This window comes from Streptomyces sp. 7R007 (assembly GCF_054850255.1).
Window position 1 is genome coordinate 1 of the sequence record NZ_JBTWMV010000051.1, and the last position, 20,468, is coordinate 20,468.

14 protein-coding genes are annotated in these 20,468 nt (G+C 71.7%); 3 read left to right on the forward strand and 11 right to left on the reverse strand.

Annotated elements, in window-relative coordinates; translation table 11 throughout:
- Positions 1–187: 187 nt before the first annotated feature.
- From ACYF6T_RS37360 to ACYF6T_RS37390, 7 genes are all read right to left on the reverse strand, one after another.
- On the reverse strand, positions 188–1,024 hold the full coding sequence (locus tag ACYF6T_RS37360) for a serine protease (RefSeq protein WP_461702210.1): 837 nt from the start codon (positions 1,022–1,024) through the stop codon (positions 188–190).
- 122 nt (positions 1,025–1,146) lie between these two features.
- Complete coding sequence (locus tag ACYF6T_RS37365; RefSeq protein WP_461702212.1) at positions 1,147–2,685, reverse strand: RNA polymerase sigma factor; 1,539 nt, start codon at positions 2,683–2,685, stop codon at positions 1,147–1,149.
- Positions 2,686–3,118: 433 nt separating this feature from the next.
- Positions 3,119–4,006: a FadR/GntR family transcriptional regulator gene (locus tag ACYF6T_RS37370; protein ID WP_461702213.1), complete on the reverse strand. Its 888-nt coding sequence runs from the start codon at positions 4,004–4,006 to the stop codon at positions 3,119–3,121.
- A gap of 162 nt (positions 4,007–4,168) precedes the next feature.
- Positions 4,169–6,025, reverse strand: a complete 1,857-nt coding sequence (locus tag ACYF6T_RS37375; protein ID WP_461702262.1) for an ABC transporter ATP-binding protein — start codon at positions 6,023–6,025, stop codon at positions 4,169–4,171.
- Positions 6,026–6,206: 181 nt separating this feature from the next.
- Positions 6,207–6,965 carry an NUDIX hydrolase gene (locus ACYF6T_RS37380; protein WP_461702215.1) on the reverse strand — a complete coding sequence of 253 codons (759 nt, stop codon included), beginning with the start codon at positions 6,963–6,965 and terminating at the stop codon, positions 6,207–6,209.
- A gap of 164 nt (positions 6,966–7,129) precedes the next feature.
- Positions 7,130–8,998: a glycogen debranching N-terminal domain-containing protein gene (locus ACYF6T_RS37385; protein WP_461702264.1), complete on the reverse strand. Its 1,869-nt coding sequence runs from the start codon at positions 8,996–8,998 to the stop codon at positions 7,130–7,132.
- Between the two features lie 830 nt (positions 8,999–9,828).
- Positions 9,829–11,493, reverse strand: a complete 1,665-nt coding sequence (locus ACYF6T_RS37390) for a DUF4192 domain-containing protein (protein ID WP_461702216.1) — start codon at positions 11,491–11,493, stop codon at positions 9,829–9,831.
- Positions 11,494–11,905: 412 nt separating this feature from the next.
- Here ACYF6T_RS37390 and ACYF6T_RS37395 point away from each other — a divergent pair, with 412 nt between their 5' ends.
- Positions 11,906–14,071 (forward strand): RecQ family ATP-dependent DNA helicase, encoded by a 2,166-nt coding sequence (locus ACYF6T_RS37395; protein ID WP_461702217.1) that lies wholly within the window; start codon positions 11,906–11,908, stop codon positions 14,069–14,071.
- Between the two features lie 322 nt (positions 14,072–14,393).
- Positions 14,394–15,029, forward strand: coding sequence for a hypothetical protein (locus tag ACYF6T_RS37400; protein WP_461702219.1), 636 nt, complete (start codon positions 14,394–14,396; stop codon positions 15,027–15,029).
- A gap of 380 nt (positions 15,030–15,409) precedes the next feature.
- Here ACYF6T_RS37400 and ACYF6T_RS37405 read toward each other — a convergent pair whose 3' ends face one another.
- The 3 genes from ACYF6T_RS37405 to ACYF6T_RS37415 form a co-directional block, all read right to left on the reverse strand.
- Positions 15,410–16,051 carry a hypothetical protein gene (locus ACYF6T_RS37405; RefSeq protein ID WP_461702220.1) on the reverse strand — a complete coding sequence of 214 codons (642 nt, stop codon included), beginning with the start codon at positions 16,049–16,051 and terminating at the stop codon, positions 15,410–15,412.
- A 68-nt stretch (positions 16,052–16,119) separates the two neighbouring features.
- Positions 16,120–16,821, reverse strand: a complete 702-nt coding sequence (locus ACYF6T_RS37410) for a ribonuclease HII (RefSeq protein ID WP_461702266.1) — start codon at positions 16,819–16,821, stop codon at positions 16,120–16,122.
- Positions 16,822–16,903: 82 nt separating this feature from the next.
- A complete protein-coding gene (locus ACYF6T_RS37415; RefSeq protein ID WP_461702221.1) occupies positions 16,904–17,527 on the reverse strand; it encodes a TetR/AcrR family transcriptional regulator in 624 nt (207 codons plus the stop codon).
- 185 nt (positions 17,528–17,712) lie between these two features.
- Between ACYF6T_RS37415 and ACYF6T_RS37420 the strand changes: the two genes are divergently transcribed.
- The gene (locus ACYF6T_RS37420; RefSeq protein ID WP_461702222.1) at positions 17,713–19,260 is read left to right on the forward strand and encodes an MFS transporter; all 1,548 of its coding nucleotides are present in this window, start codon (positions 17,713–17,715) and stop codon (positions 19,258–19,260) included.
- Positions 19,261–19,551: 291 nt separating this feature from the next.
- Here the strand turns inward: ACYF6T_RS37420 and ACYF6T_RS37425 are convergent, their stop codons facing one another.
- Positions 19,552–20,457: an ADP-ribosylglycohydrolase family protein gene (locus ACYF6T_RS37425; protein ID WP_461702224.1), complete on the reverse strand. Its 906-nt coding sequence runs from the start codon at positions 20,455–20,457 to the stop codon at positions 19,552–19,554.
- Positions 20,458–20,468 lie beyond the last annotated feature (11 nt).

The window sequence follows — 20,468 nt, forward strand, 5'->3', positions numbered from 1 at the left end:
CGAAGCCGGGACTTCGTCGCCGTGCGCGCTCAGGGGCCGGCAGGGGCGGCGCCGCCCGTCCTCGTACTCCCGGGCTCCCGGGAAGGCCCGTCGTGACCGGATGGCCCGTCGTGGCCACTGAGGCGCTCTGAGCCCCTCTAAGGGGCCGTGTCGGCGCCGCTCGGCCTCGCCGCCGGGCGGAGAGTCCTCACGGCGTCGGAGCGGCTCCCAGCGCCTGCACCACGTAGGACAGCCGCGTGTAGACGCCCGGGCTGCCCGCGCGGCCGCAACCACTCCCCCAGGACACCAGCCCGATGAGCTTGCCCTGGGCCACCAGCGGCCCTCCGCTGTCCCCCTGGCAGGCGTCCCGGCCGCCCACGCTCTCGCCGGCGCACAACATGCTCTCGGCGCGGTAGGCACCGTCTCCGGCGTCGGGATAGGCCTCCTGGCACTGGGCGTCCGGCAGCACGTGCACGCGTGCCGCGCGCAGCTTGAGCGCGTAGTCGCCGCCGCCCGTGATGTCGCCCCATCCGTAGACCACGGCAGCGGTCCCCGGCTGGTACGCCGGATCGCCGGCGGCCGCCGTCCGGATGACCGCACCGGCGGGAAGCGGTTCGGCCAGGGTGAGCACGGCGAAGTCCCCGGCGTTGCTCCCGCTGTCGTACTGCGGGTTCACCCGGACCTGGCGTACCGGGATCTCGTGACCCTGATGGGTCGCCAGGTCCGTACGGCCGGCGATGACCTTCAAGTCCCGTACCTGCTCGGGCGGCGTCCCCAGGACGTCCTCGCCCAGGCAGTGGGCCGCGGTGAGCACAGTGGTGGGGCCGATCGCCGCACCACCGCAGAACTGGCCCGCGCGGGTACCCCCGAACCGGTCACGGCTGGAGACGGCCACCGTCCACGGGCTCTGTGACACGTCGACGGGGAATCCGCCGACCACGATGCTGTCCGCCTCGGCGGGGACGGCGGACACCAGCGGTATCGCGGCCGCCGTGGCCGCCAGGACCAGCGGCCGGGACAGGGCGCGGGCAATGCGTCGTCGCATGCAGGCTCCTTCACTCAGGGTGGTGATCGGACACCCAGAGTCATTCAGAGCGCCGTGGCCCGCAGCACGAAGGCCCGGTTCCCACTGTGGGAACCGGGCCTTCGGTGTCGTACGACCTCGACCTAGTCGAGGTAGTCGCGCAGCACCTGCGAACGCGACGGGTGGCGCAGCTTCGACATGGTCTTGGACTCGATCTGGCGGATGCGCTCCCGCGTGACGCCGTACACCTTGCCGATCTCGTCGAGGGTCTTCGGCTGACCGTCGGTGAGACCGAACCGCATGGAGACGACGCCCGCCTCGCGCTCGGAGAGGGTGTCGAGCACGGAGTGCAGCTGCTCCTGCAGGAGCGTGAAGCTGACCGCGTCGGCCGGGACGACGGCCTCGGAGTCCTCGATGAGGTCACCGAACTCGCTGTCGCCGTCCTCGCCCAGCGGGGTGTGCAGGGAGATGGGCTCGCGGCCGTACTTCTGGACCTCGATGACCTTCTCCGGGGTCATGTCGAGCTCCTTGGCCAGCTCCTCCGGGGTGGGCTCGCGGCCCAGGTCCTGGAGCATCTGGCGCTGCACGCGCGCGAGCTTGTTGATGACCTCGACCATGTGCACCGGGATACGGATGGTGCGGGCCTGGTCGGCCATGGCGCGGGTGATCGCCTGGCGGATCCACCAGGTGGCGTACGTGGAGAACTTGTAGCCCTTGGTGTAGTCGAACTTCTCCACCGCGCGGATCAGACCGAGGTTGCCCTCCTGGATGAGGTCCAGGAAGAGCATGCCGCGGCCGGTGTAGCGCTTGGCCAGGGAGACCACCAGGCGGAGGTTGGCCTCCAGGAGGTGGTTCTTGGCGCGGCGGCCGTCCTCGGCGATGATCTCCAGCTCGCGCTTGAGCTTCGGGGCCAGCTTGTCGGCGTTGGACAGCTTGTCCTCGGCGAACAGACCCGCCTCGATGCGCTTGGCGAGCTCGACCTCCTGCTCGGCGTTGAGCAGGGGGACCTTGCCGATCTGCTTGAGGTAGTCCTTGACCGGGTCGGCGGTGGCACCGGCGGCGGCGACCTGCTGGGCGGGCGCGTCGTCCTCGTCCTCGTCGGAGAGCACGAAGCCGGCGCTCTCGGTGCCCTCGGGCTCGTCGCCCGCCTTGGGCGCGTCCTCGAGCACCTCCTCTTCGAGGAGTTCGACGTCGTCCTTCTTGGCGCTGGTCTTCTTCGCCGGCGCCGCCTTCTTGGCCACGGCCTTCTTCGCCGGCGCCGACTTCTTGGCAGCGGCCGCCTTCTTGGCAGGGGCCTTCTTGGCGGCGTCGTCCTCGACGGGAGCGTCGGCGGCGGGCGCCGCCGGCGTGGCGGTGGCGGTGGCCTTCTTCGCGGTCACCGTCTTCGCCGCGACCGTCTTGGTGGCGGTGCGCTTGGCCGGACTCTTCGCTGCGACGCTCTTTCGGGTGCGCTTGGGCTCCGCGGCACTGACCATCAGCGTCACACCCTCTTCCTCGAGGATCTGGTTGAGGCTGCGCAGTACGTTCTTCCACTGAGTGGCCGGAATCTGGTCAGCTTCGAAGGCCCGACGCACATCGTCGCCGGCGATCTGCCCCTCAGCCTTTCCCCGCTCGATAAGAGCCATGACAGAGACGGACTCGGCGATCTCCGGCGGGAGCGTACGGGATGTGCTGGCCGACACGAACAACCTCTCGGAACGTTGGAAAACGGCTTCCGGCCCCGTCCACGGCGGACAGGAGCCGACCGTCGACTCTGGGGATTGGGCCGACGGCGCGGGCGGGGGGCCGGGAAGATGCACAGCGCCGCGAGCGGCGTCCGTATTCCCTCCTCGGCTGTCACCTCTTAGGTCATCGCATTGTTCCCCCGAGCGTTACGCCCAATCTGCGTGGCCCGAGTCACACCCCGTAAGCGCTCAAAAACGGTCAGAGGCGGGCAGAGGAGGTCGCCCGGCGGTTCCGACCGAGGCGGTCTGACGGCGACGGGCCGCCCTACGCACCGTCGGACCCCGCGGGATCGCCGGGATCCCGCGGGGTCCGACGGGGGACGGCCGACCGACCGGCCGATGCCACAGGAGGGGGGTGGCATCCTCCGGCCGCGCCGCTCGCGGTGCGCGGTCAGTGCTCGCGCGGCGCGGGCACCACGCGCTCCACCTCGGGGTGGACGGTCAGCAGTTGCCGCATGGCCGCCTCGGCCCCGGCGCCGTCGCCCGCCGCGAGGGCGTCGACGATCCGGCCGTGGTGCGCCAGCGAGGTCTCGTTCGGGCGGTCACAGCCGGTGACCGGGCCGCCGGAGACCTGGAGGGCGGCCGAGACGATCCCGGAGAGGTGCTCCAGCATGCGGTTGCCGGCGACCTGGATGAGCAGCGAGTGGAACTCGGCGTCCGCGCGCGAGAAGGTCAGCGCGTCGCCCTGGCCCATGGCGTGCCCCATGATCTCGACCATGTCCGCGAGCCGCTGCTGCACGTCCTCGCGGCCGTGTCCGGCGGCCAGGCGCGCGGCGAGCGGTTCGATGGTCCAGCGCAGCTCGCTCAGCTCGCGGCGCTGGTCGTCGCGCTGCGGCCCGAAGGCGCGCCACTCGATGATGTCCGGATCGAGGAGGTTCCAGTCGCTGACGGGTCGCACGCGCGTGCCGACGTTCGGCCGGGCGCTCACCAGCCCCTTGGCCTCCAGGACGCGAAGCGACTCGCGGACGACGGTGCGGGAGACCTCGAAACGCTGGCCGATCTCCTCGGGCACCAGCGGACGGTCGGCGCCGAGATCTCCGGAAACGATCATCTGGCCGAGCTGCTGGACGAGTTGGCCGTGCAGCCCGCGTCCGCGGCTGCCCGCGGCGCGCCGCCCCACGCGGCCGAGCTCCGGGTCCGCGCCCTCCCAGGCGGGGGCACCGAGACGGTCGACGGCGGGAGCCTCGGCGTACGGGTAGCGGTCGAGTTCGCCCGGGCCTGCGAGTCCGGAGTCTGCGGAGCGGGCGGCGGTCATCATGGTGTGCGCAAGGGTACTCACGGATCCTTTGTCGGCGCTGTCTCCAACTCCCTTGAGGGCTTTGGTGAAAAGCACACGAAAGGGTGATCGCTCACCCCGTCGCAATTGACGCCTTATCGGAAAGAAATGGGCTTTCCTCGCGGAGTTGTGCGCAGAGCGGCATCCGACGGGCACGCCCGGTCGTCATCGGACCCTGCCGCGCAGGGTCGTGAGCAGATACGCGCAGAGCAGTGCGGTCAGCGACAACGACAGCGCGCCGCCCACGGGTTGGGCGATCATCCGCGCCACGGCGGTCAGATAGCGCTCTCCGCCGAAGGGCCACTGCAACAGGAACACCTCCCGCATCCGCACGGGGAAGCCGGCGGCCGTTCGCACGGCCGGACCCTGCAGGGCCTTTTGTACGAGGGGCACGACGACGACGGGTACGGCGACCACCGCCGCCAGCCCGGCCGTTGTCGACCGGAAGACGCCGGCGGCCAGCACACCGGCCCAGGCGCAGCCGACCACGAGCCCGACCCAACTCGCACCCAGCGAAAGCCAGTCCCCGGGAACTTCCGTGAGCTCCCGCCCGTATAGGACATAGAGCACTTCGGCGTCGCACCCCACCGTGAGGAAGGCCAGCGTCAGCGCGGTGACGGCGGCGACGAGGAGCTTGGCGGCGAGCAGCCCCAGCCGGCGGGGCACGGTGCCGCGATCCGCCGCCAGCGCGGGGTGGCGGAACTCGTCACCGAAGGCCAGCGCTCCGAGCAGCCCCGCACCGAGCGCCGCGGGCGGCAGCGGCAGCTCCCGCGGCCAGGCGGCCAGCAGCCGCGCCTGCGGGGTGTGCCCGATGCGCGCCAGCAGTACGGCGGTGAGAGCCGAGGCGACGAGCACGCCGGCCCCGGTGAGAAACCCCGTGCCGATCCCGGCGGCACGGCGGATCTCGTAGCGCAGGGGGCGGAGGGGGCTGGGGGCGGGACGGACGGAGATGGGGGGCGGGAGGGGGGAGGGGGCGGGGGCGGGGGGAGGGGAAACCCTCCCGGACACGTCGGTTGAGGTCGAGTGCCCCGAGGATGTGTTGTGCCGCTGGTCCGACGGCTGCGGCTCGTCGCGCGTCGACGACTCCGCCACGGCCGGCGACGCTTCCGGGGCCGGCGGTTCTCCGACGGGCTCCGCGGTCGCCCCGGGGCCCATGTCCCCGACTTCGTCGGCGAGTTGGTGTACGAGGATGCCGTGACGGAACGCGGTCTCGCCGACGTCGGCGCAGGTACTGCCGTACACGGAAAGGCGGTTGCCTTCCTCGCGCACGATCTCGACGGAGCGCTGCGTGGTGCGCGCCTCCTTGGCGAGCAGGGCGGCAAGCCGCGCCGCGTGCGGACTGCGGACGGCGACGCGGGGGCGCAGCCTGGTGCGGGCGAAGTCGGCGGCGTCCTGGTCGGCTACGAGGTGGCCCTGGTCCAGGGTGACGACGTGATCGGCGCTGCGCGCGGCCTCCTTGGGGTCGGCGGTGGTGATCAGGACCGTGCCGCCCTGGGTGGCGTGCGCCCGAAGCATGCCGTGCAGCCAGCGGGCCTCGCGGGCGGAGAGGCCGTCGGCGGGCTCGTCGAGCACGAGGGTGTGCGGGTCGGCCAGCAGGGCGCAGGCCAGGCCGAGGCGGCGGTCCATGCCACGGGAGAGGGTGCCGAGCCGTTCGTCGCGCAGGCTGACGAGGCCGACGACTTCGAGGACCTCGTCGGCGCGGCGGGCGGGAACTCCCGCGGCGGCGCACAGCATGCGCAGGTGTCCGCGCACCGAGCGGGCGGGGTGGCCGGGTACGTCGCCGAGCAGGACGCCGACTTCGCGCGAGGGGTGGGCGATGCGGTTGAGGGGGCGGCCTCTGAAGTAGGCGATGCCACGGCCCTGTTGGAGCTGCAGCATGAGTCTGAGCGTCGTCGTCTTGCCCGCGCCCCGCGCCCCGAGGAGCGCGGTGACGTGGCCTGCGCGCGCCTCGAAGGAGACGTCGTCGACGACGGGCGGAAGCTCCTTGCGGGAGTTGCTGGTCAGTCCGAACGCCTGGATCACTCGCAGCAAGATAGCGTGCTATGTCCGGTTTTTCGGTCACCGCATGGCGCGCTCCCCGCACTGCGATGGAGCCGGTCGGATCCCTGTTCGCCGTTCGCTCCTGAGCCCGGTCCGACGTGTCGTTCCGGAACGTGCCCGCCTGTGCCCCCGCATGCCTGCGCATGCCTGCGGGGCTTCGGTCTCACACCTCGGGGCGGAGCATCGGCGGGTTGAGCAGTGTGGCGCCGCCGGCCCGGAACAGCTGGGCGGGGCGGCCGCCCTGGCGCGTGGTCGTTCCGCCGGTGGGGACGAGGAATCCCGGTGTCCCCGTCACCTTGCGGTGGAAGTTGCGCGGGTCGAGCGCCACGCCCCACACCGCCTCGTAGACCCGGCGCAGCTCACCGACGGTGAACTCGGTGGGACAGAACGCCGTCGCGAGCGACGAGTACTCGATCTTGGAGCGGGCGCGCTCCACGCCGTCGGACAGGATCTGGGCGTGGTCGAAGGCGAGCGGCGCGACCGGTTCACCGTCACGGCCGTAGCCGCCCTGCTGCAGCAGTTCCTCCACCGGAGCCCAGCGGGCGTTGCTGGCATCGCCGCCGGCCCGCGGGGCGGGCAGGTCGGGGGCGAGCGCGAGATGGGCGACGCTGACGACGCGCATCCGGGGGTCCCGCTTGGGGTCACCGTAGGTCGCGAGCTGCTCCAGGTGAGCGCCGTTGTCCTGGGCGGGCACGGACGGGTCGTGGGCGCGCAGCCCGGTCTCCTCCGCCAGTTCGCGCGCCGCGGCCTGCGCCAGGTCCTCGTCGGCCCGGACGAAGCCGCCGGGGAGCGCCCAGCGCCCCTGGAAGGGCGGCTCGCCCCTGCGTACCGCCAGCGCGCACAGGGCATGGCGGCGCACGGTCAGCACGACCAGGTCCACGGTGACGGCGAAGGGCGGAAAGGCTGACGGGTCGTAGGGCATGCGGCGATCATAGTCGTCTGCCTGACGATAAACACTCCTTTCGCCGGTCGCTTGGATGGCTGATCCACTCGGGTTCGCCGGAAGATCCACTTGGATCCGGTATGCGTCTCGCCTGTGCCCGGGACGGTACCCAGAACGGGTGTCCGAGGGCACGTCGGCCGAGGTCACACTCCCAGTTGGAGCCCGTCACCCGCCTCCTCGACCATGGCCAGACCGAGCCGGCTGACGCGTACGGAGAAGGGGGCGCCCGCGACACGCAGCCCCGTCAGAACGATCTCCCCCAACGGCGCGCTGTGCACCGGACGCAACGTGACCGTCCCGGCCGGGGCGTCCGGACGGATCCCGGCCGGCGTCACCGCCAGCAACACCCCAGCGGCGGCTGCGGTGGCTGCGGGGCGGCAGGCGGCCGGATGCGCGAGGGGAACGCTTCCTTCGGTGCGCTGCTCCCCGGCGTACATCTCGGGCAGCCGGTGCCCGAATGCCTCGGCCGCCGCCAGGACGCCGCGCAGCAGGGAACCGGCCTCACGCTCGTAACCGGCGGCGGCCAGTCCGGCGACGGCGACCGCCGTCTCATGGACTCTCACCGCCCCGCTTCGGTGGCCGAAAGGGTTGTGCCCCGCTTCTTTCACACCCAGGCCGCGCAGCCCCCAACCCGAATCCATAGTGGGCCCGCCGAGCAGCCGGACGAGTTGCTCGGTCTGCACCTTGTCGAGCAGGCCGGGGGCGAGTTCGCCGCCGCCGAGCAGGCCGGTGTCGAGGAGATGGGCGGCTGCCGCGCTCAGGTGGGGCACCGGTTTTCCGTCGGGCGCGCGGGCGGCCGCCGGTCTGCCTGCGCCCCGGTCGTCGATCCAGAAGTCCTCGCGAAACGCCGCCCGCAGCGCCCGCGCCCACTGGCGCAGTTCCGCACCGCCCGGTCTGCCGCAGGCGTCGAGCAGGTCGGCGCCGAGCAGCGCCGCCCGGTGGGCGTGGGCCTGTGTCTCGCACCGGAAGAGGCCGGCGGTGTGGGGTTCGCCGAGGTAGGTGCCGTCGCCGACGGTCGTGCGCAGCCAGGTCAGGCAGCGTTGGGCCACCGGCAGGAGCTCCTCCGTCTCGGCTTCGGGAAGCCCCCAGCGGCGGGCCTCCGCCAGGAGCACGGGGAAGTGCAGTGTGGCTTCCGTGCCCGTGCAACCGGGTGGGAGGTGCGGGCCCGCGTCTCGCCGTGGTCCGGGGATCATGCCGAACTGCGGTCCGGAGCCGTGCAGTTGGGTGCGCGCCAGAGTGCGCAGGGTGCCTGCGGCGAGACGGGTGCCGAGTGGCAGTGTCATCCGCGCGGCGGCGAGGGCCTCGGCCGGGGCGAGGCCGCATCGCCATGGGGCGCCGGCTGCGAGGTGGGTGTCGGCGGGGTGGGCGGGATCGCGCAACAGCAGCGCTTGTAGGTCCTCGATGCTCGTCCGCAGGAGCGCCTGGATCCCGGGATGGTCGCCTGAGACCCGGGCGGCGGCGAGCGGACTCGTGGCCGCCCGCCCCACGGCCCGGACCGGCCCCGCTCGGTCCGGCCGCACCCTGAGCTCCACGCTCGTGCTGCCGCCCGCAGGCAACTCGAACTCCCAGCGCAACAGCCCCGCCGAGGCCAGCGCGTCGGCAGGCGGTGGATCCGCTGTGACCGACGAGTTCCCTGTGGCGCCGGTCCAGCGCAGGCCCGAGTCGTGGACGCTCGCGGGCAGTTCGGGACCGGCGGTGCCGGACGCGATCGCTCCCAGATCGGCCAGGTCCGTGCCGAGGGCGACTTCGAGGGGCAGCCGCAACGGTCGCGGAGCCGCGCTGTGCAGGGTGATCCGCTCCGTCCCGTCCGCGTGACGGATGCGCTCGACGACGACGTCCGGATCGGGTCCGGTGTGCGGGGAGGCGCGCAGCGTACCCACGAAACGGGCCTTGTCCGCCGCTGTCATCCGGGCCTGGACGGCGAGCGGTTCGCGCCCGGCAACGCGTACCTGGCATCGGGAGAGCACACGCCGGCCGGCGCGGTAGAACCCCTCCAGTCCTCGCCCCATCAGCTGGCCCTGCTCCGTCGAGATGGCGAGGCCGGGCAGGGCGACGCAGATCAGGGTGGTGTGCGTGGGCGGCAGGTCCGTGAGCGGGCGCGGGGGTGGGGACGGCAGTGGAGAGGGCGACCTGGGACCAGCGGGTGGTCTGAGGCCAGATGGTGGCGTGGGGTCGTAGGCCGAGCTGGCGGCGTCGAGCTTGAGGCCGTGGGCCGAGCCGGTGCTGCCCGGCTTGGGGTCGTGGGTCGAGCCGGTGCTGCCCAGCCTGGCCTCGTGAGCCGTGCCGGTGGTGCTCGGGCTGGGGCCATGGGTCGAGCCGGTGCTGCCCAGCCTGGGGTCGTGAGCCGTGCCGGCGGCGCTCAGGCTGGGGCCATGGGTCGAGCCGGTGCTGCCCGGAGGCTGAGCCAGGGCTCCGTTCGGTGCGTCATTCGGAGGGGGCGCGGGTGAGTGGCGCGGTGGGTCCGGCCGGCGGGCAGCGCTGATGAGCCGGTCGGCTGCCGGGAGGTTGTCGTCGGCGTCGGAGGGCGGAGTCGGCTGATGCATGGCGGGCTTCTTCTGCACTCTGTGCGCCTCGGGCATGCGCGGCGCCGGGTGGGGGGATCCGGACGGGCTTGGGCAGTGCGACGGCGTATGCCATTCAGGCGTACCGCCACTCAGGTGAACGCGGCGGAGCTGCCCAGGGTCACGGCCGGAACGGGGCAAAACGACCGATCGGCGGCGCGGGGGCTCGGTCGGCGAGTGATATGAACGCGGCTGCCCGCCCGCTACGTCACTTGGGCCGTAGTACGCCCCACGACGCCCCTCGGTCTCGCGGCAGCGTTCCGCGCCTGCCTGACGGCTGGTCACGTCTCCTCCGGCGAAATGTCGTTGACGGGCTGTGCGGTGCCTGAGCGCTTGTCGTGCTGACCCGTGATTGCCTTCCTCGCTGTACGCGGGCGCGTGTCTGCTGGACGCGTGCCGCCTGCCGACGAGCGCTGGCGCGGAACCCTCGTTCCTCGGCCGTCGGCGACGGTGGCCGGACGCGGCGCACTGCCGGCAGAGCGCGTACGGCGTCGGGAGCTTGGGGAGGGCCCACGGGCGGGTACCGGCGCGGTGGTCGCGTCGGTGGTCTCGTCGGTGGTCGGCTCGTCGTCGGGCTGTGGGGCCGCCGCACGCGCGCGGTCCTGCCGTTCCGCGCGCAGGCAGCGTCGGATCGACTCCGGGTCCAGGCCCTCGTTGCACGCCTGGTGCAGCAGGCGTGCAAAGAGATAGCCGGGGTCCGCGCCGAGCGCCATGGCGAGGGCTTCTCGGGCCTCCAGTTCGTCACCGAGGGACCAGGCGACCCAGCCGGCGAGGGTCAGGGGCGCCGCCGCGTGCTCGCCGTACGACCCGACGCATCGACGGGCCAGTGCGCGCCACAGGCGGAGTGCGGGACCGGCCTCGTCCCCTTCCATCCACTCGGCCGCGCGGTCGCGGGTCATGCGGTCCTGGAGGCCGAGAATCAGTGCCGCCGCCTCGTCGTGCTCCAGCAGACCGTCGTCGCGCAGGTCTGCCGTGAGCGTGCCCGAAACCGGCGGGGCGTCGGCAAAGCGTCGCATGACCTGCTGGGCCAGTTGAAGCGTCCGCCCCCTCACGTCCGTGCGGCCGGAGGCGTCCAGAATCTTCGGGACCAGCGCCATGTTGGCCGTGTCCAGGGCGGCTTCCTGCGCAAGGGCCGCCGTGGTTTCCCACGGCTGCAGCCGGGCCCGCAATTCGCGCAAGGTGCCGCGCACCTGGAGACCGGCGTAGGTGGCCGCGGCGGCGAGAACGGAGGTGCCGGGCAGCCCCATGGCCAGGCCCTCGGAGGGGCAGCATGCCTCGTTGTCACAGCAGTACGACCAGAAGCGGCCGTCGGAGATGCACAGCGCCTCGATCACGGGCACGTCGAGGTGGCCGCACTCGATGCGCAGCTTCTGGGCCAGTGGGCGCAGCCGCTCCATGACCTGTCGTCCCGACTCGCCCCTGCCCGGCTCCTGGCAGAGGTAGGCGACCATCTGCTCCGGGCGCGCTCCTCTGCGTTCGCTGCCCGTCACCAGTCCTTGGACCAGTTGTCGGGCCACGGACGCCCAGTCGTCGGGGCTCGCGGGGATGCCGAGGCGGGCCCGGCCGCCGAAGCGGCCACGTCCATGCCTGTCGTGCAGGGCGACCAGGACGATGCTGTCCTCGGGCCGGTAGCCGAGCAGGTACGGCAGGGCGTCGGCCAGTTCGGCGGGGGTGCGGAGCGTGACCTGGTGTTCGGCGCCGCGGCTTTCATACGGCGTGCAGTCGGGGTGGTCGGGGCCTGGCGGGAGGGTGTCGTACACGTCGTGTGGGTTGGGCACGACATGTGGGTTGCGCACGTCGTGTGGGTTGGGCACGTCGTGTGGGTTGCGTACGTCGTGTGGGTGGTGCGCATCGTGTACGTCGCGTGCGTTGTGTACGTCGTGTGTGTCACGTCCGCCGTCGTTGGCGTTGTCGGGTGATCCAGTGGTTTCGCCGTGGTTCGTCATGCGCCGACGATCTCGCGAGCTGCGAAGTCCCGTTTGCGCCTGTGGACAACTCGGATCAGGAGCACGTCAACCAGTCGCCGAATCAGACCGCACCGCTCGAATATCCCCAGGTCAGAGCGGCCTTTGCTGCATACGCGAGCGCGGTACGACAATCGCATCTGGCCTGCCACGCACATCCAGCCCGCCGCGCCGCGACGGCGACCGGTCCGCCACGGCACCCCAACGCCCCGCTCCCCCGCGAATCCCACCCCGTTCGGCTCCCGCGCGAAACCCCAAGCCTTCCGACTCCTCAGTCCTCCCCACGGCCTGCAGCCCTTCGACCGACCTCAGTCCGCCCAACCAGCCTCTATCGCCCGACCTGCCTCGACCGCCCCGACCCGGATTGTCAGTGCCGTCCTGTTTGATGGGACGCATGGAACACACGAGCAACGCGGAGCTCCGGGTGGCCGCCGACGCGGTTCTCGCCCGGCTCGTCGGGGACGCCACAGGTGAGGCGCGCCTGCGTGAGGACCAGTGGCGGGCGATCGAGGCGCTGGTCGCCGACAGACGCCGCGCGCTCGTGGTGCAGCGGACGGGGTGGGGCAAGTCCGCGGTGTATTTCGTGGCCACCTCTCTGCTGCGGAGCCGGGGCAGTGGACCGACGGTGATCGTCTCGCCGCTGCTCGCGCTGATGCGGAACCAGGTCGAGGCCGCGGCCCGGGCCGGTATCCATGCGCGGACCATCAACTCCGCCAACGCCGAGGAGTGGGACACCGTCCAGGCCGAGATCGTGGCGGGCGAGGTCGACGTTCTGCTGGTGAGCCCGGAGCGGCTGAACAACCCGGACTTCCGCGATCAGGTGCTGCCCAAGCTCGCCGCGGCCACGGGGCTGCTCGTGGTGGACGAGGCGCACTGCATCTCGGACTGGGGGCACGACTTCCGGCCTGACTACCGGCGGCTGCGCACCATGCTCGGCGATCTGCCGCCGGGCGTACCGGTGTTGGCGACCACGGCGACCGCCAACGCGCGCGTGACCGCCGACGTCGCCGAGCAACTGGGCACCGGGGGCACCTCGGACGCCCTGGTCCTGCGCGGCCCGCTGGACCGCGAGAGTCTGAGCCTGTCCGTGCTGTCCCTGCCGGACGCCGCGCATCGGATGGCCTGGCTCGCCGACCATCTGGACGAGTTGCCGGGTTCCGGGATCGTGTACACGCTCACCGTGGCCGCCGCCGAGGAGGTCACCGCGTTCCTGCGGCAGCGCGGGCACACCGTGGCCTCCTACACGGGCCGGACGGAGAACGCCGAGCGGCAGCAGGCGGAGGACGATCTCCTGGCCAACAGGGTGAAGGCCCTGGTCGCCACCTCCGCCCTGGGCATGGGCTTCGACAAGCCGGACCTCGGTTTCGTGGTGCACCTCGGTTCGCCATCCTCCCCCATCGCCTACTACCAGCAGGTGGGCCGCGCGGGCCGCGGGGTGAAGCATGCCGAGGTGCTGCTGCTCCCGGGCAAGGAGGACGAGGCCATCTGGGAGTACTTCGCCTCGCTCGCCTTCCCGTCGGAGGACCTGGTGCGCCGCACCCTCGACGTCCTGGCGCGCGCGGACGGCCCCATGTCGCTGCCCGCCCTGGAACCTCTGGTGGAGCTGCGTCGCTCCCGCCTGGAGACCATGCTGAAGGTGCTCGACGTGGACGGCGCCGTCAAGCGTGTGAAGGGCGGCTGGATCGCGACGGGGCAACGGTGGACGTACGACGGGGAGCGGTACGACTGGGTGGCGCGGCAGCGCAGGGCCGAGCAGCAGGCGATGCGGGAGTACGCGTCGACGTCCGGCTGCCGGATGGAGTTCCTGCAGCGTCAGTTGGACGACGAGGGTGCCAAGCCCTGCGGTCGCTGCGACAACTGCGCGGGAGCGCGGTTCACCGCGGACACGTCCCCGGCGGCGCTGGACGCGGCACGTGACGATCTCGGCCGCGCCGGCGTCGAGGTGGAGCCGCGCCGCATGTGGCCGACCGGGCTGCCCGCCGTCGGCGTGGATCTCAAGGGGCGTATCCCGCCCGGAGAACAGGCCGCTCCGGGGCGGGCGTTGGGGCGTCTGTCGGACATCGGCTGGGGCAACCGACTGCGTCCGATGTTCGCGCCCCAGGCGCCGGACGGTCCCGTGCCCGACGACGTGGCGAAGGCGGTCGTGAGCGTCCTCGTCGACTGGGCCAAGGGGCCGGGCGGCTGGGCCTCGGGCGCACCGGACGCTCAAGCGCGTCCCGTGGGCGTGGTCACCGTCGCCTCACGCACCCGGCCGCGACTGATCAATTCCCTTGGGGAGTACATCTCGGAGGTCGGCCGGCTGCCGTTGCTGGGTGCTCTGGAGTACGTGGGCGAAGCACCCCGTCCCTCCCGCAGCAACAGCGCGCAGCGCCTGAAGGCCCTGGACGGTGCCCTGACCGTGCCGCCCGGCCTCGTCTCCGCCCTCGCCGGAACCGGCGGTCCGGTTCTGCTCGTGGACGACTTCACCGAGACGGGCTGGACCCTCGCCGTCGCGGCCCGCATGCTCCGACGGGCAGGCGCGCAGGGGGTGTTGCCGCTCGTCCTGGCCGTCCAGGGCTGATCCCTCCGCTCGGACACCACGCCCCCTCCCCCGACTTCGCACCGGCCTGCGGGGGCCAACCGCCATCAAATCGTGTACGAACCCGAGGTGAACGAACGCCTCAAGCGTCACTTGCCTGAGGACTGGGTAGGGATATAAACCACACAGCATCACATTTGGGTCGGTGGCCCCATTTGCTCGTTGCCGCATCCAAGTTCGACAGCAAGAATTGAACTCCGCTCCCCGCACGGCTCGCCCGTGATCCGGTAGGGCTCTGCTGCGGTGCGCGCTCCCCCGAATCCGACCTCGCCCGCAGTGTGGGCGCGTAGCCGAAGGGAGGACCGTGACCTTCGGATTCGCTCCGTCCTCCGCGGCATCCACGTCGACGTCTGCCGACCTGTCCGCCGCTTCCGCCAACCCCATGGCCCGCATGCTCGAACCAGCGGAGTGGGCCGCCGCCGGCATCCCTCTGCTGCGCAATCCGCGCGAGGTCGTCAGCGGGCTGCACTCCCGGCATCATCCTCGGCCGGCGACCGCCGTCGTGGCCGTGCTCGATCCGGACGAGCGCGTGCGGGCGAGCGCGTCGTTCGCCCGACGCCCGGCCCCGGCCGACGGCTGGATGTTCCGCAACGTGCTGCTGGCCCAGCTGCGCCGCGTCATACCGCACGACCTGCGCCGCCGTACGCCGGTGCGCACTGCCGTGCTGCTGTACTGCCGCGAGGGCGACGCGCGTTGGACCGAGGAGGACGGGGCGTGGATGTGGGGGCTGCGGGACGCCTGCACGCTGCACGGCCTGCGCTGCGGGGCGTACATCACGCTGACGCGTGACGGCTGGCAGGTCCTCGGCGAGGGTCGCGGCGGTCGCCGCCCGAATGCCGACTCGACCCCGGAACCGTTCGGCATGTCCGAGGCCCCTCCCCCGCTGCCGCGCACCGGTGGCGCCGCGTCGGAGGTCCTGCGCCGAGCGGCGGCCCGCTGACAGCACCCGGACCGCGCCGTCAGCACGGCGCACACCCGCCTACGGCTTCGAAGACGCGACCCTTCCGCGACCTTTTCGCGGCCCCTCTACTCCGCGACCTTCCGTGGCCCCTGCCCCTCTACGACTTCGAGGACGGGCCAGCGCTCCACACAGACGAGAACACCCGCGTACGACGGTGACAACCGCCGGCGTCTCGTCCTCCCGCACGGCGTCCCCCATCCCGGCGAGGCCCCGCACCGGCGCCCCGGGTCGGCACCCCACCACAGCGCCCGCTCAGCGATGGGCGGCCGTCGTCAGGGCAGGCGGAAACGCCCGCTGTGCCGATGCCGTCACCATGGCGTCCTCGCCGCTCCGCGTTCGACGAGCGGAGCGGAGCGGTCTCAGACGCCTGCGCCCAGTACCGAGTTGATCTGCTGCGGGTCGCCGCAGACGATCAGCAGGGCGCCGGCCCGGGCATGGGCCAGCGGCAGGGCGGTGGCGGCGGCCGAGTCGGGCCCGCCGTTGATGGCGACCACGACCACGGGGCGCGCGGCGGCACGGTCGGCGACGGCGGCGTCCGCGTAGAAGACGTCGTCTCCCGCGTCGTGCTGCGCCCAGTAGGAGGCTTCACCGAAGGACAGCTCGTGGGCGGCCCACGGATGCTGCTCGCCGGTGGTGATCACCAGGACGTCGCCAGGAGCACGGCCGGAGTCCAGCAGAAGGTCCACGGCTTCCTCGGCGGCATCCAGCGCGCCCTCGGCCGAAGCCGGGATCAGCTGGATCTGCGGGGTCGCCGAGGTCGCGACGGAAGGGGCGGGAGCAGCCGGAACCGACGGGTCGGGCTTGGCCTGGGCCACGTCACGCGGCGTACGTTGCACCGGCGGGGTGGGCCGGAGCGGACCGGGGCGACCCGGGCGCGGCGGGGCCGCGGGACGGGGGCCGGGTACGGGACGGGGGGTCGGCGCGGTACGGCCACTGGCCGGAGTGGCGCGGGGACCCTGGGCACTCTCGTGAATCTGAGGCTCCTCGGGAATGAGAGGCATGAGCTGATATTTATCAAACGTTGGTACGGCCCGCGTGGGCGGGTGGCACTTGGGTGCGAGCGGAATCGTCAGAAGTCGAAGCCCAGCTGCCCCTCGATCTCCGGAACGTTTCCATCCGCCCAACTGCGGGCCTTCTTGAGGTGCCGCCACTGGGGCAGCGCATCAAGATACGCCCACGACAACCGGTGGTACGGGGTGGGGCCCCGCTCCTCCAGTGCGGCCTTGTGCACGGGCGACGGATACCCGGCATTGTCCGCAAAACCGAAGTCTGCATGGTCGATACCCAGTTCGGCCATCATTTTGTCGCGCTGAACCTTGGCGATCACCGAGGCCGCCGCGACCGCCACGCACGACCGGTCGCCCTTGATGACTGTACGGACCGACCACGGAGCCCCGAGATAGTCGTGTTTCCCGTCGAGGATCACGGCGTCGGGGCGGACCGGCAGGGCCTCCAGGGCCCGCACCGCCGCCAGACGCAGCGCCGCGGTCATCCCCACCTCGTCGATCTCCTCCGGGGAGGCGTGCCCCAGGGCGTACGACGTGACCCACTTCTGCAGTTCGGCCGCGAGCGCGGTGCGTCGCTTGACGGTGAGCAGCTTGGAGTCGGTGAGGCCTTCGGGGGGTCGGCGCAGTCCGGTGACCGCCGCACAGACGGTGACGGGTCCGGCCCACGCGCCGCGCCCCACCTCGTCGACACCGGCAATGATCTTCGCTCCGGTCGTGGCGCGGAGTGAGCGCTCGACGGTGTGAGTAGGTGGTTCGTACGGCATGGCGCCCTTAGCGTACGCCGCCCGGATCACCCTGCGACACCCCGGTTTCCCGAAGCGACGCCACTGCCCTCGCGACCGGCGGTCAGCCGCCGGTCGGCCTGAGCAGCGGAACCATCAACTGGTCGATCATCTCTTCGAGATCGCGATCGTTCCATTCGCTTCCGCTCATCTTGGAGCGGTACATCATCATGGCCGGGATCGCGTCGAAGACGTAGCTGTTGGCCGCGTCGGGGCGCACCTCTTTCCGCTCTATTCCGCGGGTGATGACCTCTCGGAGCAGTTTGATCGTGGGTTCCACGATGCCGTCGAAGATGACTCCATGGAAGCGCTCGGCCTGCACCGGGTCGCATTCGTGAATGACCGCGCGCACCGCGAAGCCGGGCCGCGAGTACATCGCCTCCCTCGCCTGCCGGCACAGGGCCAGCAGGTCCTCGCGCACGCTGCCGAGGTCCGGCGCCTCCTCGATGCGCGGCAGTCCCGCCTGCAACGCGTCCGCGACGAGGTCCTCCTTGGACGGCCAGCGGCGATAGACGGCGGCCTTGCCGGTCTGGGCGCCGGCGGCGACGCCCTCCATGGTCAGGCCGTTCCAGCCGACCGTGCTGAGCTGCTCCAACGCGGCATCCAGGATCGCGCGTTCGAGCACTGCGCCGCGCCGACGGAGGGTGGCCGCCTGAGCGGGGGCGGTCGTCCAGCGCGATGTGTCCATCTGACTTTCTCCAGCGAGCGGGGGGGTGGGGATTTCGGGGAGCGGAGCGCGCCGTACGGCGACGAACGGGGGATTCGCCGGACGACGACAAGTTAAGTGAACGCTTGCGTTCACTACCGGGACTCACTACCGTTGACGCGACAGTGAACGCGAGCGTTCACTAAGGCACTCGTGGGGGACCCATAGTGACAACCTCTCCTTTGATTCAGGGCCAGAAGCCGGGTGCGGCTCGCCGGGACGGGCGTCCCGGCATCGCTCTCGCCGTCATCGCGGCCTGTCAACTCATGGTCGTACTCGACGCGACGATTGTGAACATCGCGCTCCCGCACATTCAAGACGCGCTCAATTTCAGCACCACCGACCTCACGTGGGTGGTCAGCGCCTACACGCTCACCTTCGGTGGCCTGCTGCTTCTCGGCGGCAGGGCCGGTGACATCCTCGGCCGCCGCCGGGTCTTCATGACCGGCATCCTGCTGTTCACCTTCGCCTCGCTGCTCGGCGGACTCGCCCAGGAACCCTGGCAGTTGCTGGCCGCTCGCGTGCTCCAGGGCATGGGTGGCGCGATCGCGTCGCCCACGGCGCTCGCCCTCATCACCACCACGTTCCCCGAAGGGCCTGAGCGCAACCGGGCATTCGGCGTCTTCGCCGCCGTATCCGCAGGTGGCGGCGCCATCGGGCTCCTCGCGGGCGGCATGCTGACCGAGTGGCTCAACTGGCGCTGGGTGCTCTTCGTCAACGTGCCCATCGGTGTGGCGATCATCCTGCTCGCCCCGCTGTACATCAACGAGTCCGAACGGCATACCGGCCGCTTCGACATCGCGGGCGCGCTGACCTCGACCGCGGGCATGGCGTCCCTCGTCTACGGCTTCATCCGCGCGGCCGACGACGGCTGGCGGGACGGTCTGACCATCGGCTCCTTCGCTGCCGCCGCCGTCCTGCTGGTGACGTTCGGACTCGTCGAGAGCCGGGCCAAGGAGCCCATCACGCCGCTGCGGATGTTCACCGACCGCAACCGCTCGGGCACGTATGTGATCATGCTGAGCCTGGCCGCGGCGATGTTCGGCATGTTCTTCTACATCGTGCTGTTCGTGCAGAACGTGCTCGGCTACAGCCCGATCGAGGCCGGTCTCGCCTTCCTGCCGGTGACGGTCGTGATCGCGCTCGGCGCGGGGCTGTCGCAGCGGTTCCTGCCGGTGTTCGGTCCCAAGCCCTTCATGCTCACCGGGTCGGCCCTCGCGGTGGTCGGGTTGGCCTGGCAGACCCTCATCAGCTCCGACAGCTCCTACGCCGGCGGAGTGCTCGGACCGATGCTCGTGTTCGGCTTCGGCATGGGCCTGAACTTCGTGACGCTGACGGTCACCGCGGTGTCCGGCGTCGCCCAGCACGAGGCGGGCGCGGCCTCCGGCCTGCTCAACGCCATGCAGCAGGTGGGCGGCTCGCTCGGTCTGTCGATCCTGACCACCGTGTTCGGGTCGGCCAGCAGGGACGAGGCGAAGAAGCAGCTGCCGGACTTCCTCGCCAACGGCTCGGCGGAGCAGAAGGCGGAGTTCGCCAAGACGCATCAGCTGCCCGCGCCGTGGGGGCATGAGGTGCTGGCCCAGGGCATCTCCATGGGCTTCGTCGCGGCGGCGGCCATGGCCGTCCTCGCCCTGGCCAGCGCCTGGCTGGTGATCCGCGTCCGCAAGAGCGACCTGGAGGCCCTCGCGGGTACGGCGGGGCCGATGGCCGGCTGAACAGCAGGGCCACCCCACAGCGCCCAACGGAGGGCCGGGCCGGGTCTCGGGGATCGACGGCGAGGACGTCGGTCCGGTCCTCCGCACCACCGCCGCCGCACACAGCAGGACCAGGGCGAACAGCAACGACGAGAATTCCATGACCACCCCCAGCTCTCCTGCGTGGCAACGGCGCGTGCCGACACTTCCGTCGCACAGCGACTGCCCCGACAACGAGCGACTCATCACGGAGAGTTCCCGACATGCACAGAGAGTTTCGAAACCGGGTCTCTGTCCCGTGATCGTCGGCGCCTACGCCGCCGAGGGAACCCACTCCGGCAGCTCTTCGGTGCGCTCCAGCCACTCGGGGGGCGGTGACCCCGCCTTGCCGGAGGCGATCACCCCGCCGACGATGGCGCAGGTGGTGTCCACGTCGCCGCCGACTCCCGCGGTCGTCCAGAACGCCCGCTCGTAGTCGCCGAGGGCCCTGGCCGCCGACCAGAGGGCGAAGGGCACCGTGTCGTGGGCGGACGTACGCCGTCCACAGCCCAGCACCGCGGCGACGGTGCCCGCGTCGGCGTAGTCGAGCATGTCCTTCGCCCGCCGCAGGCCCGCGCGGACGGCGCTCTTCGGGACGAGGGCGATCACACCGTCGAGGAGTGCCTCGGGGCTCGACGGGCCGCCTGGGGCGCCGGCCAGGGCGGCGGCAGCGGCGACGGCCATGGCCCCGACGACGGCCTCACGATGCTGGTGCGTGGGGTAGGCCGAGATCTCCGCCTGGTGGGTGGCCTGCTCCGGGTCGTCGGCGTACCAGGCTCCCAGCGGGGCGATCCGCATGGCGGCGCCGTTACCCCAGGAGCCCTGTCCGTTGAACAGTTCGGCGGCCAGCTCACGCCAGTCCCCGCCCTCCCGTACGAGCCGCAGCAGGCGGTTCACGGCAGGGCCGTAGCCCCGGTCGAAGTCGTGGTGCTCGGCGAAGGAGAGGGCCAGCGCGTCCTGGTCGATGCGGTGGTGGGCGGCCAGCACGGCGACAACGGAGCAGGCCATCTCCGTGTCGTCCGTCCACTGCCAGCGGCCGGGCGGGAGCTCGCGGCGCTGCAGCAGCGGATAGTGCACCGGAACGAAGAACTGCGAGCCCAGTGCGTCCCCCACCGTCAGCCCGCGCAGACTGGCCAGGGCGCGCTCCAGGCGCGCGTCGGAAGAGGAGTCCGGGGTCATTGTTCTGCCAC

What these genes read in the sequence shown, in the direction of transcription:
- ACYF6T_RS37360 (WP_461702210.1), bottom strand. Translation starts at nt 1,024, where the DNA reads ATGCGACGACGCATTGCCCGCGCCCTGTCCCGGCCGCTGGTCCTGGCG.
- ACYF6T_RS37380 (WP_461702215.1), bottom strand. Translation starts at nt 6,965, where the DNA reads ATGCCCTACGACCCGTCAGCCTTTCCGCCCTTCGCCGTCACCGTGGAC.
- ACYF6T_RS37390 (WP_461702216.1), bottom strand. Translation starts at nt 11,493, where the DNA reads ATGACGAACCACGGCGAAACCACTGGATCACCCGACAACGCCAACGAC.
- ACYF6T_RS37395 (WP_461702217.1), top strand. Translation starts at nt 11,906, where the DNA reads ATGGAACACACGAGCAACGCGGAGCTCCGGGTGGCCGCCGACGCGGTT.
- ACYF6T_RS37405 (WP_461702220.1), bottom strand. Translation starts at nt 16,051, where the DNA reads ATGCCTCTCATTCCCGAGGAGCCTCAGATTCACGAGAGTGCCCAGGGT.
- ACYF6T_RS37410 (WP_461702266.1), bottom strand. Translation starts at nt 16,821, where the DNA reads ATGCCGTACGAACCACCTACTCACACCGTCGAGCGCTCACTCCGCGCC.
- ACYF6T_RS37415 (WP_461702221.1), bottom strand. Translation starts at nt 17,527, where the DNA reads ATGGACACATCGCGCTGGACGACCGCCCCCGCTCAGGCGGCCACCCTC.
- ACYF6T_RS37425 (WP_461702224.1), bottom strand. Translation starts at nt 20,457, where the DNA reads ATGACCCCGGACTCCTCTTCCGACGCGCGCCTGGAGCGCGCCCTGGCC.